14 protein-coding genes and 1 riboswitch are annotated in these 18,332 nt (G+C 70.2%); of the genes, 7 read left to right on the forward strand and 7 right to left on the reverse strand.

The features are described 5' to 3' along the window. Nucleotides 1-115: 115 nt before the first annotated feature. The 3 genes from ACWGDB_RS37570 to ACWGDB_RS37580 form a co-directional block, all read right to left on the reverse strand. Complete coding sequence (locus tag ACWGDB_RS37570) at nt 116-898, reverse strand: M23 family metallopeptidase (protein WP_453826562.1); 783 nt, start codon at nt 896-898, stop codon at nt 116-118. A gap of 13 nt (nt 899-911) precedes the next feature. After that, a riboswitch (cyclic di-AMP (ydaO/yuaA leader) is annotated at nt 912-1,074 on the reverse strand. A gap of 213 nt (nt 1,075-1,287) precedes the next feature. After that, nucleotides 1,288-2,676 (reverse strand): M16 family metallopeptidase, encoded by a 1,389-nt coding sequence (locus ACWGDB_RS37575; RefSeq protein ID WP_453826563.1) that lies wholly within the window; start codon nt 2,674-2,676, stop codon nt 1,288-1,290. Further along, nucleotides 2,673-4,052: a M16 family metallopeptidase gene (locus ACWGDB_RS37580; RefSeq protein ID WP_383604710.1), complete on the reverse strand. Its 1,380-nt coding sequence runs from the start codon at nt 4,050-4,052 to the stop codon at nt 2,673-2,675. The genes ACWGDB_RS37575 and ACWGDB_RS37580 overlap by 4 nt, the downstream gene beginning before the upstream one ends. Nucleotides 4,053-4,598: 546 nt before the next feature. On the opposite strand from ACWGDB_RS37580, the gene ACWGDB_RS37585 reads away from it, so the two are divergent. Next, nucleotides 4,599-7,055, forward strand: a complete 2,457-nt coding sequence (locus ACWGDB_RS37585; protein ID WP_453826564.1) for a DNA gyrase/topoisomerase IV subunit A — start codon at nt 4,599-4,601, stop codon at nt 7,053-7,055. Here ACWGDB_RS37585 and ACWGDB_RS37590 read toward each other — a convergent pair. After that, nucleotides 7,052-8,125 carry a CobW family GTP-binding protein gene (locus ACWGDB_RS37590; protein ID WP_453826565.1) on the reverse strand — a complete coding sequence of 358 codons (1,074 nt, stop codon included), beginning with the start codon at nt 8,123-8,125 and terminating at the stop codon, nt 7,052-7,054. The two genes, ACWGDB_RS37585 and ACWGDB_RS37590, sit on opposite strands and share 4 nt — an antisense overlap. 323 nt (nt 8,126-8,448) lie before the next feature. Between ACWGDB_RS37590 and ACWGDB_RS37595 the strand changes: the two genes are divergently transcribed. The 5 genes from ACWGDB_RS37595 (at nt 8,449) to ACWGDB_RS37615 (ending at nt 12,982) form a co-directional block, all read left to right on the forward strand. After that, a complete protein-coding gene (locus tag ACWGDB_RS37595) occupies nt 8,449-9,000 on the forward strand; it encodes a DUF6082 family protein (protein WP_453826566.1) in 552 nt (183 codons plus the stop codon). Between the two features lie 122 nt (nt 9,001-9,122). Further along, the gene (locus ACWGDB_RS37600) at nt 9,123-9,359 is read left to right on the forward strand and encodes a hypothetical protein (protein WP_128430880.1); all 237 of its coding nucleotides are present in this window, start codon (nt 9,123-9,125) and stop codon (nt 9,357-9,359) included. A 220-nt stretch (nt 9,360-9,579) separates the two neighbouring features. Beyond that, entirely contained in the window at nt 9,580-10,521 is a 942-nt protein-coding gene (locus ACWGDB_RS37605) for a sucrase ferredoxin (RefSeq protein WP_453826567.1), read from the forward strand. Nucleotides 10,522-10,628: 107 nt separating this feature from the next. Beyond that, nucleotides 10,629-12,305, forward strand: coding sequence for an ATP-binding protein (locus ACWGDB_RS37610; protein WP_453826568.1), 1,677 nt, complete (start codon nt 10,629-10,631; stop codon nt 12,303-12,305). Next, on the forward strand, nt 12,302-12,982 hold the full coding sequence (locus ACWGDB_RS37615) for a response regulator (RefSeq protein ID WP_383604728.1): 681 nt from the start codon (nt 12,302-12,304) through the stop codon (nt 12,980-12,982). Before ACWGDB_RS37610 ends, ACWGDB_RS37615 begins: the two co-directional genes overlap by 4 nt. A gap of 134 nt (nt 12,983-13,116) precedes the next feature. Here the strand turns inward: ACWGDB_RS37615 and ACWGDB_RS37620 are convergent, their stop codons facing one another. From ACWGDB_RS37620 to ACWGDB_RS37630, 3 genes are all read right to left on the reverse strand, one after another. Then, on the reverse strand, nt 13,117-14,712 hold the full coding sequence (locus ACWGDB_RS37620; RefSeq protein WP_453826569.1) for a solute symporter family protein: 1,596 nt from the start codon (nt 14,710-14,712) through the stop codon (nt 13,117-13,119). Further along, nucleotides 14,709-15,134, reverse strand: a complete 426-nt coding sequence (locus ACWGDB_RS37625; RefSeq protein WP_453826571.1) for a DUF485 domain-containing protein — start codon at nt 15,132-15,134, stop codon at nt 14,709-14,711. Before ACWGDB_RS37625 ends, ACWGDB_RS37620 begins: the two co-directional genes overlap by 4 nt. Before the next feature lie 221 nt (nt 15,135-15,355). Further along, entirely contained in the window at nt 15,356-17,476 is a 2,121-nt protein-coding gene (locus ACWGDB_RS37630; protein WP_453826572.1) for a DNA gyrase/topoisomerase IV subunit B, read from the reverse strand. Between the two features lie 446 nt (nt 17,477-17,922). Here ACWGDB_RS37630 and ACWGDB_RS37635 point away from each other — a divergent pair, with 446 nt between their 5' ends. After that, nucleotides 17,923-18,153 carry a DUF7455 domain-containing protein gene (locus ACWGDB_RS37635; protein ID WP_030790025.1) on the forward strand — a complete coding sequence of 77 codons (231 nt, stop codon included), beginning with the start codon at nt 17,923-17,925 and terminating at the stop codon, nt 18,151-18,153. The last annotated feature ends 179 nt before the right edge of the window (nt 18,154-18,332 follow it).

Below are 18,332 nucleotides of genomic sequence, written 5' to 3' on the forward strand. Positions count from 1 at the left end.
GACGGGAGGCCGGAATCCATGGATATTTTTTGGACAGTGGGTCGTTCGAAACGCCGAAAGCCCCGGCTCGGGGAGCCGGGGCTTTCGGAAGACGCGGGGCGTCAGCGGTGGGGCGTCAGATGTTCACACCGTGCGAGCGCAGGTAGGCGACGGGGTCGATGTCCGAGCCGTACTCCTGCGTCGTGCGGGCCTCGAAGTGCAGGTGCGCCCCGGTGACGTTGCCGGTGGCGCCGGACAGGCCGATCTGCTGACCGGGGGTGACCGTCTGTCCCACCGAGACGGATATGGACGACATGTGGCCGTACTGGGTGTACGTACCGTCGTTCATCTTGATCACGACCTGATTGCCGTACGACCCGCCCCAGCCGGCCTCCACGACGGTGCCGGAGGCCACCGAGTGGACCGAGGTGCCGCTCGCGGCGTGGAAGTCGACGCCGGTGTGGCTGCCGGAGGACCAGACGGCGCCGCCGGCCTTGTAGCCGGTGGAGACGTACGAGCCGGAGATCGGGGCGACGTAGGACAGCAGGCGCTTGCGCTCGGCCTCGCGGGCGGCGCGCTCCTTGGCTTCGCGCTCCTTCTTCGCCTTCGCGGCCGCCTTCTTGCGTGCGGCCTCCTCGGCGGCCTTCTTGCGGGCCGCGGCCTCCTTGGCGGCCTGCTCCTGGGCGGCGGCCTGGGCGTCGATCTGGTCGGCGATCGAGTTCTCGACGGCGACGACGGGGATCAGGCCGGTCTGCTCGACGGCCGGTTCCGCGGCGAGCGCCGGGGCGGCCAGGGTGCCGATGACGCCGGTGGCGGTGAGTGCGGCGACGCCCGCGGCGCGGGCGGTGGTGCGCTCGAAGCGGCTGGGGCGACGGTGCTTCCCCGCGGGACGCTTCCCGGTGGCGCAGGTGAACGCCATGAAGTGGCTGGTCCTTTCCTTCCTTCTCGCCTACCGGGTTAGCTGACGGGTTCGGAGCAGGAAGGTCTCCTACGGACCCCCTCGCGGCTGCGCGGGCGTCCGATTCACCCCAGGGACTTCGATGGGTCCCCGGCTCCCCTGGCTCGCGCCTTACGGGGACTCGGCGATGGCTGTCCGGTGCCGCGGGCGCGGCGCAGTGCCTGACGGACAGCCCGGAAGACGCTAAACGGGGCATCTTTCAATCCCCAAACGGATCCTGCCTTTTGTAGTGCATCCCACAGGTCAGACAGGCAACCTCTCCCTCAATTCGGGCATAAAGGGGCCCTGGTGACTCTTCCGTCACCAGGGCCCCTACGCACGCGTGCCGACTCCGGCGCCGCGTCTGTCCCCTACTCGGCCGCCACGACGCTGACTTCGCCGATGCCGAGGGCCTCGACGGGCTCCCGGATCTCGGCCGCGTCGCCGACGAGGATCGTCACCAGACGGTCGACCGGGAAGGCGCTCACGGCCGCCGCGGTGGCCTCGACGGTGCCGGTCGCGGCGAGCTGCTGGTACAGCGTCGCCTGGAAGTCGTCGGGCAGGTGCTGCTCGACCTGGTCGGCCAGAGTGCTCGCCACGGCCGCGGCCGTCTCGTACTTCAGCGGCGCCACCCCGACCAGGTTCTGCACGGCGAAGTCCCGCTCGGCGTCGGTGAGTCCCCCGTCGGCGACACCGCGCAGGACCTTCCAGAGGTCGTCCAGGGCGGGACCGGTGTTCGGGGTGTCCACGGAGCCGCTGATGGCGAGCATCGCCGCACCCGAGCCGTCCGGGGCGGAGCGCAGGACCTGCCCGAACGCGCGGACACCGTAGGTGTAGCCCTTCTCCTCGCGCAGGACCTTGTCCAGGCGGGAGGTGAGGGTGCCGCCGAGGCAGTACGTGCCGAGCACCTGCGCGGGCCAGACACGGTCGTGCCGGTCGGGGCCCACACGGCCGATCAGCAGCTGCGTCTGGACGGCGCCGGGGCGGTCCACGATGACGACGCGCCCGGTGTCGTCCGCGGTCACCGGCGGGACCGGCCGGGGCTGGGCCGGGGAACCGGTCCAGGCGCCCAGGGTGTCGCCGAGGAGGGCGTCGAGGTCGACGCCGGTGAGGTCGCCGACGACCACGACGGTGGACGTCGCCGGGCGCACATGCCGCTCGTAGAAGGCACGGACGCCGGCGGAGTCGATGCCGGCGACCGTGTCCTCGGTGCCCTGGCGCGGGCGGGACATGCGCGAGGTCGCCGGGAACAGCTGCCGGGACAGCTCCTTCGCGGCGCGGCGCGAGGGGTTGGCCAGCTCGTGCGGGATCTCGTCGAGGCGGTTGCGCACCAGGCGCTCGACCTCGGCGTCCTCGAACCCGGGCGCCCTGAGCGCGTCGGCGAGCAGGCCGAGGGCCTTCGGGAGACGGGAGACGGGCACCTCGAGGCTGACGCGCACGCCGGGGTGGTCGGCGTACGCGTCGAGCGTGGCGCCACAGCGCTCCAGCTCGGCGGCGAACTCCTCCGCGGTGTGCTTGTCGGTGCCCTCCGAGAAGGCACGCGCCATGATCGTGGCGATGCCGTCCAGGCCCTTCGGCTCGGCCTCCAGGGGCGTGTCCAGGAGGACCTCGACGGCGACGACCTTCTGTCCGGGGCGGTGGCAGCGCAGGACCGTCAGGCCGTTGTCCAGCTTGCCGCGCTCCGGTGCCGGGAACGCCCAGGGCCGGGCCTGGCCGGCCTGGGGCTGCGGATGGAACTCCATGCTGGCGAGCTCGGTCACTGCGCCGACTCCTCGTTCTCGTCGGTGGTCCCGGCGGGTGCGGCCCCGTCGGCGGCGGCTTCCAGGTCCTCGGCCTCGTCGGCGACCGGCTCGTACACCAGCACCGCGCGGTTGTCGGGGCGCAGACGGGCCTGGGCGACCGCCTGGACCTCCTCGGCGGTGACGTCGAGGACGCGCTGCACGGCGGTGAAGGCGAGCTGCGGGTCGCCGAACAGGACGGCGTACCGGCACAGTTCGTCGGCGCGGCCCGCGACCGTACCGAGCCGGTCCAGCCACTCGCGCTCCAGCTGGGCCTGCGCGCGCTCCATCTCCTCGGCGGTGGGGCCTTCCTGCGCGAATCGGGCGAGCTCCTCGTCGACGGCCGCCTCGATGACGGGCACCTCGACGTCACCGGACGTCTTCACGTCCAGCCAGCCCAGGGAGGGCGCCCCGGCCAGGCGCAGCAGTCCGAATCCGGCCGCCACGGCCGTACGGTCGCGGCGTACCAGCCGGTTGTAGAGGCGGGAGGACTCGCCGCCGCCGAGGACGGTCAGCGCCAGGTCGGCCGCGTCGCACTCGCGCGTGCCGTCCGTCGGGAGCCGGTAGGCGGCCATCATGGCGCGCGCGGGGACGTTCTCCTCGACGACCTCGCGCAGCTGCTCACCGATGGTGTCGGGCAGCGAGCCGTCGCGGGGCGCGGGCTTGCCGTCGTGGGACTTGATGGAGCCGAAGTACTTCTCCACCCAGGCGAGCGTCTGCGCCGGGTCGATGTCGCCGACGATCGACAGCACGGCATTGTTGGGCGCGTAGTAGGTGCGGAAGAACGCGCGGGCGTCCTCCAGGCCGGCCGCGTCCAGGTCGGCCATCGAACCGATCGGCGTGTGGTGGTAGGGGTGCCCGTCGGGGTACGACAGGGCGGTCAGCTTCTCGAACGCCGTGCCGTACGGGACGTTGTCGTAGCGCTGGCGGCGCTCGTTCTTGACGACGTCGCGCTGGTTTTCCAGGCCCTCCTCGTCGAGCGCGACCAGGAGGCTGCCCATGCGGTCGGCCTCCAGCCACAGCGCGAGCTCCAGCTGGTGGGCGGGCATGGTCTCGAAGTAATTGGTGCGCTCGAAGCTCGTGGTGCCGTTCGGCGAGCCGCCCGCGCCCTGGACGAGCTCGAAGTGGCCCGTGCCCTTCACGCTGCTCGAGCCCTGGAACATCAGGTGCTCGAAGAGGTGGGCGAGTCCGGTACGGCCCTTGACCTCGTGGCGGGAGCCGACGTCGTACCAGAGGCAGACCGCGGCGACCGGCGTGAGGTGATCCTCGGAGAGCACCACGCGCAGGCCGTTGGCCAGGCGGTGCTCCGTGGCGGTGAGGCCGCCGGATTGTGCCTCCGGTGTGGCCGTGTGACCCATGGGCAAGGTGTCCTTCCGGTCGCGTGCACTGCGTTGTGTCGAGCGGTTCGTGCTCAGTTCCTGCCACTGTATGCAGCGTCCGAAGGGTCGGCGAAGTTCCCGGTCAGAACGCCGTGCCGGTACGCGGGTGAGCGCGGGCCCGCGTCGACGCGCGGGACGGCCCTCAGGCACGGCTCGCCGTCCCCTCCCGCGACCGTGTCGAACGGGGCCGGCCCGGCACACGCCGGCCGTTCCCACACGCCGTGAGCGGGCTCGTACACCCCGCGACCTGGCACGGCGCCCGCCGATCACTCCGGCGAGTGAACGGTCGCGCGGCGCGCGCTTGCCTTGGACTCCGCCGGCCGCAAGCGCGCTCCCGGACAATGATGTTCGTGTCCCACCCCTCCCCTCCGTCGCGGGGGAGGCCCGGCGTCGGCGACACTTCTGCGATGCCGGGTCGGAGCCCAACATCGGGTCCTGGTCGGTGGTTGTCAGTGCCGCGGTCCACAATGGTCCGCGTCAGATCCGCAAACGCTCGAGCGACCAGAAACAGAGGAGCCGGCAGCGATGGCCCGCCGCAGCACGAAGAACCCGCCGCCCGAGGACTCGTACGAGGAGAAGATCCTCGACATCGACGTCGTCGACGAGATGCAGGGCTCCTTCCTCGAGTACGCGTACTCGGTCATCTACTCCCGCGCCCTGCCGGACGCCCGCGACGGTCTCAAGCCGGTGCACCGTCGCATCGTCTACCAGATGAACGAGATGGGCCTGCGCCCCGACCGCGGCTATGTGAAGTGCGCCCGCGTCATCGGCGAGGTCATGGGTAAGTTGCACCCGCACGGCGACGCGTCGATCTACGACGCCCTGGTGCGCATGGCACAGCCCTTCTCGATGCGCGTCCCGCTGGTCGACGGCCACGGCAACTTCGGATCGCTGGGCAACGACGACCCGCCGGCCGCCATGCGGTACACCGAGTGCCGGCAGGCCGCTGCGACCAGCCTGATGACCGAGTCGATCGACGAGGACACGGTCAACTTCACGCCCAACTACGACGGCCAGGAGCGGGAGCCGGTGGCGCTGCCCGCCGCCTTCCCGAACCTCCTCGTCAACGGCGCGTCCGGCATCGCCGTCGGCATGGCCACGAACATGCCGCCGCACAACCTCTCCGAGGTCATCGCGGCCGCCCGCCACCTGATCCGCCACCCGAACGCGGATCTGGAAACGCTGATGAAGCACGTCCCGGGCCCCGACCTGCCCACCGGCGGCCGGATCGTCGGCCTGGCCGGAATCCGGGACGCGTACGAGACGGGCCGCGGCACCTTCAAGATCCGCGCCACGGTCGAGATCGAGACCGTGACCGCCCGCCGTAAGGGTCTCGTCGTCACCGAACTGCCCTTCACGGTCGGCCCGGAGAAGGTGATCGCCAAGATCAAGGACCTGGTCGGCTCAAAGAAGCTGCAGGGCATCGCCGACGTCAAGGACCTCACCGACCGTGAGCACGGACTGCGCCTGGTCATCGAGATCAAGAACGGCTTCGTGCCGGAGGCGGTCCTGGAGCAGCTGTACAAGCTGACGCCGATGGAGGAGTCCTTCGGCATCAACAACGTCGCGCTGGTCGACGGCCAGCCCCTCACCCTGGGCCTCAAGGAGCTGCTGGAGGTCTACCTCGACCACCGCTTCGAGGTCGTCCGGCGCCGCAGCGAGTTCCGCCGCAGCAAGCGGCGCGACCGCCTGCACCTGGTCGAAGGCCTGCTCACGGCGCTGCTGGACATCGACGAGGTCATCCGCCTGATCCGCTCCAGCGAGAACTCCGCGCAGGCGAAGGAACGCCTGATGGAGCACTTCTCGCTGAGCGAGATCCAGACCCAGTACATCCTCGACACGCCGCTGCGCCGTCTCACCAAGTACGACCGCATCGAGCTGGAGGCGGAGAAGGAGCGGCTGAACGAGGAGATCGCCGAGCTGACGCGGATCCTCGACTCGGACGCGGAGCTGCGCAAGCTGGTCTCCGCCGAACTGGCCACGGTGGCCAAGAAGTTCGGCACCGAGCGCCGTACGGTCCTGCTGGAGTCGGCGGGCGCGCCGGTGGCCACCGTGTCGCTCCAGGTTGCGGACGACCCGTGCCGGGTGCTGCTGTCCTCGACGGGTCTGCTGGCACGTACGGCGAACGGCGATCCGTTCGGGGAGGACGGCGAGGCGAAGCGCTCCAAGCACGACGTGATCCTCTCGGCGGTGCCGGCCACGGCTCGCGGCGAGGTGGGCGCGGTGACGTCCACGGGCCGTCTGCTGCGGATCAACGTCGTCGATCTGCCGCAGCTGCCGGAGACCGCGGCGCGGCCGAACCTCTCGGGCGGCGCCCCTCTGTCGGAGTTCGTCTCCCTGGAGGGCGCCGAGACCCTGGTCTGCCTGACCACGCTCGACGAGTCCTCACCCGGCCTGGCGATCGGCACGGAACAGGGTGTCGTCAAGCGCGTGGTGCCCGACTACCCGACCAACAAGGACGAGTTGGAGGTCATCACTCTGAAGGAAGGCGACCGGATCGTCGGTGCGATCGAGCTGCGCACGGGTGAGGAGGACCTGGTCTTCATCACGGACGACGCACAGCTGCTGCGTTACCAGGCCTCGCAGGTCCGCCCGCAGGGCCGCGCCGCCGGCGGTATGGCGGGCATCAAGCTCACCGAGGGCGCGAAGGTGATCTCCTTCACGGCCGTGGACCCTGCGGTCGACGCGGTGGTGTTCACGGTCGCCGGCTCGCGCGGCACGCTGGACGACTCGGTCCAGACGACGGCCAAGCTGACCCCGTTCGACCAGTACCCTCGCAAGGGCCGCGCCACCGGTGGCGTGCGCTGCCAGCGGTTCCTGAAGGGCGAGGACTGCCTGGCCCTGGCCTGGGCGGGCGCCGTCCCGGCACGGGCCGCGCAGAAGAACGGCACCCCGGCCGACCTCCCGGAGATGGACCCGCGCCGCGACGGCTCGGGGGTGTCGCTGCCGAAGACTGTGTCGGTGGTGGCCGGCCCCGTCTAGGCCTCCTCGAAGGCCCCGTCCTCCGGGTCCTGCACATAGCGCAGAACGCCCCACATGCCATGCTCGTCGGCGTGTGGGGCGTCGCTCTTGCACGCCTCCAGGTCCTTGGCCAGGGCAGCGGAATCGATGCCGGAGCCGATGAGCACGAGCTGGGTGAGGCGGGCGTCGGCGGCCGGCCAGGGCTCCGGGTAGAAGCGGAGGAAGCGGCCGACTACGTGGACGGCGTAGCGGTTGCGGACGTCGTACGGGCCGAAGTCGACGTACCCCTTGATGCGGTAGAGCCCCTCCGGCCTGCTGTCCAGGAAGTCCATCAACCGACGTGGGTCGAGGGGGACTTCGGAGGTGAAGGGCAGGCTGTCGTAGCCGGTGTGCAGGTGACCGGGGTGATCCTCGCCGTGCTCATGCAGGCCGTCGTGCTGGTGCAGGTCGTCGAAGGACAGCTGCCCGATGCGCTCCTCGCCGGGCCGGCAGTCGAAGAGGAACTCGGGGTCGATACGAGCATAGGTGGCGGGGACCACGGCGGCGCCGTCGGTGAGCTCGTGGACCAGCCCGAGCACGCGCTCCCCGTCCTGCGCACGGTCCAGCTTGGTGACGACAACGAGGTCGGCGAGGGCGAGATGCCGGTCGATCTCGGGGTGCTTGGCGCGCGTGTCCTCGAACTCGGCGGCGTCGACGACCTCGACGAGTCCGCCGTACACGATACCCGGATGCTCGCTGGCGAGCACCATGCGCACGAGTTCCTGGGGTTCGGCGAGCCCGCTGGCCTCGATGACGATGACGTCGATGCCGGTGGAGGGCCGGGCGAGCCGCTCCAGGTAGACGTCCAGCTCGCTGGAGTCGACGGCACAGCACAGGCAGCCGTTCCCAAGGGAGACGGTGGAGTCGCCTAGCGCGCCGGCGACGGCCATGGCGTCGATCTCGATGGCCCCGAAGTCGTTGACGATGGCGCCGATGCGGGTGCCGCCGCTGCGGTGGAGGAGGTGGTTGAGCAGAGTCGTCTTGCCGGAACCGAGGAATCCGGCGAGAACGACGACCGGAATCTGCTGCGGACCGGGGCTCGGCTGACTCAACGTGCGACCTTTCTCACGCCGACGGGTGCACCGGCTCGCGGAGGCGGCGCGCGTACGAAGATTGAATGCCGACCCAGGATACGAGCCGGAAGAATCACTGCGAAGTGAACGATTGTTAGCAGCACTTGCCGGGCAGACGTTGGGCATGGCGCTGGAGCGTGCGACCCTCGCTTCCCTCCGTGCGCCGCCTCTCCGCCTCCCCGCCGATCAGAGCCGCTCGGCACTCTGGGAGACGGCAAGCGCCGCCCACGGCTCGCCGGTCCCCTCCAGTCGACCCGCACCCCGACGACCGGCGGACGGCCGTTTGATCGGGGGTAATTGACATGGCCACACTGAAATGTTCTGCAGGGAGGCTGGGTTCCACCACGCTCGCCGTACTGGCCGCCACCGCAACCGTCACGCTGGCAGCGCGTCAGTGGCGGTCGGAGAAGGCACGTCAGCACGAGCGGCAACTGGAACTCGAGGAGCTGGCGATCCGGCGATCGGCTCTGGCCCATGAGCAGCTCATGCATTGGGAGTTGCTGGCAAGGGCGATCGATGATCCGTCCCTCGCCGCGGTGATCGACACCTACGACCAGAGCATCCCGGCGGAGAGGCGTCGTCAGTTCTTCTACGCCAATGCCTGGTATGTCCACCTGTACTACCTGTACCAGGCGGAACTGCTGGATCGGGAGGAGCTGTACACCCGTCTGCGGGAGTTCTTCCAGAGTCCGGTCTTCCGCGAGTACTGGGAGGCATCGCGTCACATGCGCGCCAGCCTGGACGATTCATCGGTGGAAGCCCAGCTGGGGCACATGGTGGACGGCCTCGTCAGGGACCTCGACGAATCCGACACGGACGCATGGTGGGTGGTCGGTGATCCGCCGACCGACTGATTTTCTTGCGGTCCTGCCACAGGGGGCTCTGAAACGACATAGCCTGCTCCCCACTCGGCATGCCCAAGTCGGCATGCCCGACTCAGCATGCCCAGCCCTTTTGTTCGTAAGGACCGGAACCTTTGAAGATCGTGCGCCGCATCGGTGTGCCTCCAAGCGCCCGTGGCAGTAGTTCAGGAGCTACCTGCCCGGACGTGTTCGAACTCAGCGACGGGAATTTCGCCGTCATCGGCACCGAGGCCACCGAGGCGCTTGACCCGGAACTGCCCGCCGATGCCGCCCGCGCCGACTACGAGCGCATCGTCATCGTCAGCCGGGAGACTCTCATCCGCGCCAAGGCAGACATCCCCGACGCCTGAGCCCACCGCACGAGCACGCGTCCACCCCAGACCCGTACCGTCACGCTCCCCGGCCGCACGCAACCGTTGAGCGGGCCGGGCCACCCACCCGGCGAGCAGCCGGCACCCCGTCACTGCTCGATCTCCACCGATGAGGCCTGGTGCCAGAACGGCTCCAGGCCACACGTGTGTCAGCCCCTCGAGCCGCCACCGCCACACAAGTCAGGTTAGGCTCACCTCTGTGAGTACGTGCTCAACCGTCTCGCAGGACCTCGACGAGCCCATCGCGGGGACCGCGGCGACCGCGACGACCTGGCTGTTGCTCGAGCAGCCCGGCCCGTGGGGTGCCAAGGCGCTCACGCAGAGCCACCTGGATCCCGCCCTGGGCCGCGCCCTGGAGGCGGCCGCGCAGGGCACGGGCGTGCGCGTCGCGCTGATCCGCCGCCCCGGCCGGCACGCCGACTGCGGGATTCCGGCCGAGCGCCGGGTCTACGTGGCTCACACCACCCCCGGCAACGTATGGCTGCACTCCGCCACCACCCGCGACCCCCGGCAGCTGCTCGACCTGGACTTCGCCGCGCTCGGCAAGGGTGACCACCGGTCCTTCGGCTCGGTGCTCCAGGGGCGGCCCCACACCGGCGACCCGCTCGCGCTCGTCTGCACCAACGGCAAGCGGGACCGCTGCTGCGCACTCCTCGGCCGCCCGCTCGCGGCCGAGCTCGCCGCCTCCGGCGTGGTCGGCGTCTGGGAGGTCACCCATCTGGGCGGACACCGGTTCTCACCGACGCTGCTCGTGCTGCCGTACGGCTACGCCTACGGCCGGGCGCAGGCCCACGCCGTCAAGGATGTCCTGCACAGCGTCCAGGAGGGCCGGATCGTCGTCGAGGGGTGCCGCGGGAACTCGGCCTGGGAGCGACCGGGCCAGGCGGCCGAGCTGGCCGTGCGCTCGGCTGCGGGCGAGTACGCCGCCGAAGCCCTGAGTGTCGTACGGACGGACGGCGCGGCCCCGCGGTGGGAGGTGACCGTCGCTCACATGGACGGGCGCCACTGGCGGGTCGTCGTCGCGCAGGGGGCCTCCGTGCCGCCGCGCCCCGAGAGCTGCGGTTCGGTGCTCGGCACACCCGCGCGGATGGACGTCGTGGCGGTGCGTGAGCTCAGGGTGACAACGGCACTCGCCGGCTGATCAGCTGCGTCGCCTCACCGTCAGGTGGACCGGCTGCCCGACATTGATCAAGAGATCCACGCCACACCCCTCCAGGAGCGCCGACAGGCCCACGTACCGTCATGGGTATGAGCCGCACTCCCCCCGCACGTCGCCTGCGCCTCGCTCTGCCCCGGCGGATGTTCGCGCAGGTGCTGCTGATGCAGGTGGCGATCGCCGCGGGAGTCGCGGTGCTCGCGACCGGCCTGTTCCTCGCCCCGCTCAGCGACCAGCTGGACGACCAGGCGATGCGCCGCGCCCTGTCGATCGCGCAGACCACCGCGGCGCAACCGCGCATCGCCGAGGATCTGGCGAGCACCCCCGCGACGACCGGCGGCCCGGTCCAGCAGGAGGCGGAGCGGATCCGCGAGGCCACCAAGGCCGAGTACGTCGTCGTGATGGACCGGCGCGGGGTGCGCTGGTCCCACCCCACCCCGGGCGAGGTCGGCAGGATCGTCTCGACGGACCCGGGCCAGGCCCTCGCCGGTCACGAGGTCATGCAGATCGACGACGGCACCCTGGGCCGCACCGCCCGCGGCAAGGTACCGCTGCGCGACGACGAGGGCAGGATCATCGGGGCGGTCTCGGTCGGGATCGCCTACGACAGCGTGCGCGCGCGGCTGCTGCACGCGATCCCGGGGCTGCTCGCATACGCGGGCGGCGCCCTGGCGGTCGGCGCGCTGGCCGCCTGGCTCATCTCCCGCCGGGTCCAGCGGCAGACCCGGGACCTGGCCTTCTCCGACATCTCGGCGCTGCTCGCGGAGCGCGAGGCGATGCTGCACGGCATCCGGGAGGGCGTCGTCGCCCTGGACCGCACCGGCCGCATCCGGCTCCTCAACGACGAGGCACGGCGTCTGCTCGGCATCGGTGACGAGGCCGTCGGCCGCTCCCTCGACGAGGCGCTGGGGGAGGGTCGTACGACCGACGTGCTGGCCGGCCGGGTGACGGGCACCGATCTGCTCACGGTCCGTGGTCAGCGCGTCCTGGTCGCCAACCGCATGCCCACCGACGACGGCGGTGCCGTCGCCACCCTGCGCGACCGCACCGAGCTGGAGCAGCTAGGCCGGGAGCTGGACTCCACGCGCGGTCTGATCGACGCGCTGCGCGCCCAGGACCACGAGCACGCCAACCGGATGCACACGCTCCTCGGGCTGCTCGAACTGGAGATGTACGACGACGCCGTGGAGTTCGTCGGAGAGGTGGTCGGCGATCACCGGGACACCGCCGAGCAGGTCGCCGAGAAGATCCAGGACCCGCTGCTCGCCGCACTGTTGGTCGGCAAGGCGACCGTGGCGGCCGAGCGGGGCGTCGCGCTGAGTCTGTCGGACCGCACCGGGCTCCCGGACCGGCTGATCGACCCCAGGGGGCTCGTCACGATCGTCGGCAACCTCGTGGACAATGCTCTGGACGCCGCCGCGGGCACCGCGCACGCGCTCGTGGAGGTCGAATTGCGTGCCGAGGGGCGGGCCGCGACCCTCCGGGTGCGCGACACGGGGCCGGGAATCCCCGAGGAGCACCGCGAGTTGATCTTCACCGAGGGATGGTCCACCAAGAAGCCCCCGGCTCACCGTGAGCGCGGTATCGGGCTCTCCCTGGTGCGCAGGTTCGCCGAACGGCAGGGTGGCAGCGCGACGGTAGGCGAGGCGGCCGGCGGCGGCGCGGAGTTCACCGTCGTCCTGCCCGAGGCACTGGCGGAGCCGGATCTGCAGCCTGCCCTCGCAGTGCCGTCAGATGCGCAGACCGTCGCCGAGGAGGAGTCGCGATGATCGAGGTCCTGGTCGTGGACGACGACACGCGCGTGGCGCGCGTCAATGCCGCCTACGTCGAGAAGGTGCCGGGATTCCACGTCGCCGGCGAGGCGCACAGCGCGGCCGAGGCGCTTCGTCAGGTGGAGGAGCTGCCCCGCGTGGACCTGGTCCTCATGGATCACTATCTCCCCGACGAGACGGGCCTCGCGGTCGTCCAGGAGATGCGCCGGCGCGGCCACCAGGCTGACGTGATCATGGTGACGGCGGCGCGGGACGTGTCGACCGTGCAGGCGGCGATGCGGCAGGGGGCGCTGCAGTATCTGGTCAAGCCGTTCGCTTTCGCGGGCCTGCGCGCCAAGCTGGAGGCGTACGGCGAACTGCGCCGCACCCTGGACGGCGGCGGCGAGGCGGAGCAGGCCGAGGTGGACCGCATCTTCGGCGCCCTGTCGGCGTCTTCGGAGCCCGACCTGCCCAAGGGCCACTCCCCCACCACCGCGGAACTCGTACGCCGCGCCCTGATGAACGCCGAAGGCCCGCTGTCGGCCCAGGAGATCGCCGAGCGGACCGGAGTGAGCCGTCAGACCGCCCAGCGCTATCTCAAGCTCCTGGAGCGCACGGGGCGGGCCCGTCTCACCCTCAAGTACGGTGACGCGGGTCGCCCGGAACACCGTTACGTGTGGGCGACCCGCGCCTGAGGCACGGCCCGTGGGGGCGGGGGAAGGAACCGTGCCCGTCCTACATACGGATGCGGGCCGCACTACGTATCAGCCGACCGCTCGGCGCATTGCCATGACGGTGCGGGCGTCCCCGACGGCTCCGAAGGCCACGGCTATACGGCGCCCGCCCCCGTCAGCGACCGCACCTCGACCTCGGCGTGCTTGGCCTCGTCGGGGACCTCGGGCGAGATGAGCGTGCCGAGCCAGCCCGCGACAAAGCCCAGCGGGATGGAGACGAGGCCCGGGTTCTGCAAGGGGAAGTACTGGAAGTCGACACCGGGGAACAGCGATTCCGGGCTGCCCGACACCACCGGCGACAGCACCACCAGCATCACGGCCGGGATCAGGCCCCCGTACACGGCCCATACGGCGCCCCGCGTGGTGAAGTCCCGCCAGAACAGCGAGTAGAGCAGCACGGGCAGATTGGCGGACGCGGCGACGGCGAAGGCCAGTCCCACGAGGAAGGCGACGTTGAGGTCGCGGGCCAGCAGGCCGAGGGCGATCGCGACCACGCCGATGCCGACCGCCGCGACCCGCGCCACGGCGACTTCGCTTCGGGGCTCGGCTCGCCGCCGCCGCCGTAGCGAGGCGTACAGGTCGTGGGCCACCGAGGCGGAGGAGGCGAGCGTGATTCCGGCGACCACCGCGAGGATCGTGGCAAAGGCGATGGCGGCCACGACGGCAAAGAGAACCGTTCCTCCCGTGGAGTCCGCGCCGCCGCCGAGATCGAGGGCGAGCAGCGGAACTGCCGTGTTCCCGGCCGCGTTCGACCCGCGTACGGCCTCGGGCCCGACGATCGCGGCCGCGCCGAAGCCCAGCACGATCGTCATCAGGTAGAAGCCGCCGATGAGTCCGATCGCCCACACCACCGACCGCCGCGCCGCGCGAGCGGTGGGCACGGTGTAGAAGCGGGACAGGATGTGCGGCAGCCCCGCCGTGCCCAGCACCAGCGCGAGGCCGAGGCTGATGAAGTCGAACCGGGCCGTCCAGTCACCGCCGTACTTCAGCCCGGGCGCCAGGAACGCCGCACCGTGACCACTGCGTTCGGCCGCCGTGAGCAGCAGCCGGTCGAAGTCGCCGTGGAAGCGCAGCAGGACGAGCACGGTCAACGCGACGGTACCGCCGAGCAGCAGGACCGATTTGACGATCTGAATCCAGGTGGTGGCCCGCATCCCTCCCAACGACACATAGATCACCATGAGCGCACCGACGCCGATGACCGTCCAGGCCTGCGTCGCCTCGCCCTTGCCCCCGAGCAGCAGCGCGACCAGGGTGCCCGCGCCCACCATCTGCGCCACCAGATACAGAACGGACACGGTGACCGAGGAAGTTCCCAGGGCGATCCGCACGGGCCGCTCTCTCATCCGCGCGGCGACCACGTCGGCGAGCGTGAACCGCCCGCAGTTGCGCACGAGTTCGGCGACGAGGAACAGCACCACCAGCCAGGCCACGAGGAAGCCCACCGAGTACAGCATCCCGTCGTAGCCGAAGAGGGCGATGAGTCCGGAGATGCCGAGGAAGGACGCGGCCGACATGTAGTCACCGGCGATGGCAAAACCATTCTCCATGGGGGTGAAGAGCCGCCCGCCCGCGTAGAACTCCTCCGCGGAACCACGCCGGTTACGGCTCACCCAGGTCGTGATCGCCAACGTGATCGCGACGAACACGCTGAACAGCAGCAGCGACAGCGTCTGATGGTCGACCGTCACACGGCACCGCCCTTCGCGACGCGCGTCAACTCCTGGGTGTCCCAGCGCAGTTCGAGTGCCGCGCGGTCCCGGCGCAGTCGCGCGTGACGGGCGTAGGCCCAGGTGAGCAGGAAGGTGGTGAGGAACTGCCCGAGCCCCGCCAGCATCGCCACGTTCACGGCACCCACCACGGGCCGGGCCATCAGCTCCGGCGCGGTCGTGGCGGCCACGATGTACGCCACGTACCACAAGAGGAAGATCACAACAGCCGGTACCACAAAACGCCGGTACCGGCTGCGCACCTCCTGGAAGGACGCGCTCCGCTGCACCTCGAGGTACACATCGGCCGCCCCCGACGGAACTTCGGCCGGGGCGTCCTCGGCGCCCGACTCCCCCCATCCGGAGGCAAGTGCGTCGTACCAGGGGTCGTGGCTTGAGTGCATGCCCAAGCATGGACAGAACGGAAAGATCCCCGGATCGCGTTCTCCGGGGGCTTCACCCCATCAGGTGATAAGTCGCCCAGGGGCCTGCAGTCGCCGAGGGCGAGGAGCCCCCACAGGGGCCACCCGCACCCGACGGCGATGCCGCACGGCGGTGCGGGTGGGATCCCCATCCGGCCGGAGGCGCGGCCGAGGCCGGACCCCGGCCCGAGCCGGCACCGCGACTACGCGTCGATACGCGACCGATCCAGCGTGGCCGCCGAGTTGGAGATGAACTCCTTGCGCGGCGCCACGTCATTCCCCATCAGCAGATCGAAGACCCGCTCGGCGGCCTCCAGATCGGTGAGGCTGATCCGGCGCAGGGTCCGGTGACGCGGGTCCATCGTCGTCTCGGCCAGCTGGTCGGCGTCCATCTCGCCAAGACCCTTGTACCGCTGGATGGAGTCCTTGTAACGAACGCCCTTGCTCTGGAACTCCATGAGCTTGTCGCGCAGTTCGCGGTCCGAGTACGTGTACACGTACTTGTCCTGCCCCTTCTTGGGCTGGACGATCTCGATCCGGTGCAGCGGCGGCACGGCCGCGAACACCCGGCCCGCCTCGATCATCGGCCGCATGTAGCGCTGGAACAGCGTCAGCAGCAGCGTCCGGATGTGGGAGCCGTCGACATCGGCGTCGGTCATCATGATGATCTTGCCGTAGCGGGCGGCGTCGATGTCGAAGGTCCGGCCCGACCCTGCTCCTATGACCTGGATGATCGCGCCGCACTCGGCGTTCTTGAGCATGTCGGTGACGGACGACTTCTGGACGTTGAGGATCTTGCCGCGGATCGGCAGCAGCGCCTGGAACTCGGAGTTCCGGGCGAGCTTGGCGGTGCCGAGCGCGGAGTCTCCCTCGACGATGAACAGCTCGCTGCGGTCGACGTCGTCGCTGCGGCAGTCGGCGAGCTTGGCCGGCAGGGACGAGGACTCCAGGGCCGTCTTACGGCGCTGCGCGTCCTTGTGCTGGCGGGCCGCGATGCGCGTACGGGCGGCGGCGACGGCCTTCTCCATGACGACCCTGGCCTGGGCCGCGGCGTCCCGCTTCGTGGACGTCAGGAACGCCTTGAGCTCCTTGGAGATCACGGTGTTCACGATGCGCCGGGCCGCCGAGGTGCCGAGGACCTCCTTGGTCTGGCCCTCGAACTGAGGCTCCGCGAGGCGGACCGTGACGACCGCGGTGAGGCCCTCCAGGGCGTCGTCCTTGACGATGTCGTCCTCGGCGACGCGCAGCATCTTCTTGGTGCGCAGCACCTCGTTCATGGTGCCGGTCACGGCCGTCTCGAAGCCCGCGACGTGGGTACCGCCCTTGGGGGTGGCGATGATGTTCACGAACGACTTCAGGGTCGTGTCGTAGCCCGTGCCCCACCGCATCGCGACGTCGACGTCGAGCTCACGGGTGACCTGGGTGGGGGTCATCTGGCCGTGCTCGTCCAGGACCGGGACGGTCTCCTTGAAGGTGCCCTGACCCGAGAAGCGGAGGACGTCGCACACCGGCTTGTCGGCGGCCAGGTACTCGCAGAACTCGCTGATGCCGCCGTCGAAGCGGAAGGACTCCTCGCCCTTGCTGCCGCCGTCGCCGAGGCCGAACTCGTCGCGGACGACGATGGTCAGGCCGGGCACCAGGAACGCTGTCTGGCGGGCGCGCTGGTGCAGGGTCTCCAGGGACAGCTTGGCGTCCTTGAGGAAGATCTGGCGGTCGGCCCAGTACCGCACGCGCGTGCCGGTGCGGGTCTTGGGGATCTTCTTGGTCTTGCGCAGGCCGCCGGTCTCGAACTTGGCGTTCGGCCCGTCGGCGGCGAAGGCTCCGGGGACACCGCGGCGGAAGCTGATCGCGTGCGTGTGGCCGTTCCGGTCCACCTCGACGTCCAGTCGCGCGGACAGGGCGTTCACCACGGAGGCACCCACGCCGTGCAGACCGCCGGAGGCGGCATAGGAACCGCCGCCGAACTTGCCGCCGGCGTGCAGCTTGGTCATCACGACCTCGACGCCGGACAGGCCGGTCTTGGGCTCTACGTCCACCGGGATGCCCCGGCCGTTGTCCCGGACCTCCACAGAGCCGTCGTCGTGGAGGATCACGTCGATGTGGTCGCAGTAGCCACCGAGAGCCTCGTCGACGGAGTTGTCGATGATCTCCCAGAGGCAGTGACTGAGACCACGGCTGTCGGTCGACCCGATGTACATGCCCGGGCGCTTGCGCACGGCCTCGAGGCCCTCGAGGACGAGCAGGTGCCGCGCGGTGTAGTTGGAACCGTCCAGGTCTGCTCCTGCCAGCAGCGCTGTGGACGGCACGGACGTCTCGGCGGTCACGCGGTTCGCTCCTCGCTGAATTTCAGATGAGGCCCTTGTGGGTAAGGGCGCGGCTTCGGTCGCCGTCAAGAGGGTACCGAGGCCTGGTAGAGCCGTTGTAACGCCACCCTCGTGCGAAACCCAGACTAGACCAGAGTCGCATGCGTGTTCGATCCCTCGTTGGAGTGAAGCACATATCACGTTCCCTTCCAGGCATGAACCATTTAGGCTCCGGGCACGTCCTCATGAACAACCGGCAACCCAGCCGGGGGGACCCGACCTTGACCGACAGCGCGAAACCGTAAGCAAGACAGAGACGCACTACGGCACATTCGCCGCCAAACCGGCAGCAGCCAGCCGCCCCGGAAAAAAATTTCTCTCTGGGAGAAGCCGCGAGCGGGAACGTTTTGGGGCTGGTTGGATGTTGACCCTGGTACGACAGCTCGTCGAGCTAGAGAAGAGGCGACGTGACTACTGTTCTGACCCCCGCGAGCCCGCTGACGGCCGCTGACCGCTGCGACCGTTGCGGCGCCCAGGCGTACGTGCGTGTCGTCCTGCTGAGCGGCGGTGAACTGCTCTTCTGCGCCCACCACGGGCGCAAGTTCGAGCCGGAACTCAAGAAGATCGCCGCTGAGATACAGGACGAGACGGAGCGGCTGACGACCGTTCCCGCATCGGCGTCCGAAGAAGAGCGCTGAACCTCGCATTAACGACGAGCCAGCTCCGGCACAGGCCGGTTGACGGGCGACCGCCCCTGAGAGCAGGGGGGGGGGCCCCCCCCCAAGGCCCCCCCGGCGGGAAGGCCCCCCCCCCCCGGGGCAGGGCGCCACCCCCCCCCCCCCCCCCGGGTTTGGGGGGTGGCGGGGGGGGGGGGGGG

The organism is Streptomyces sp. NPDC055013 (assembly GCF_053608645.1).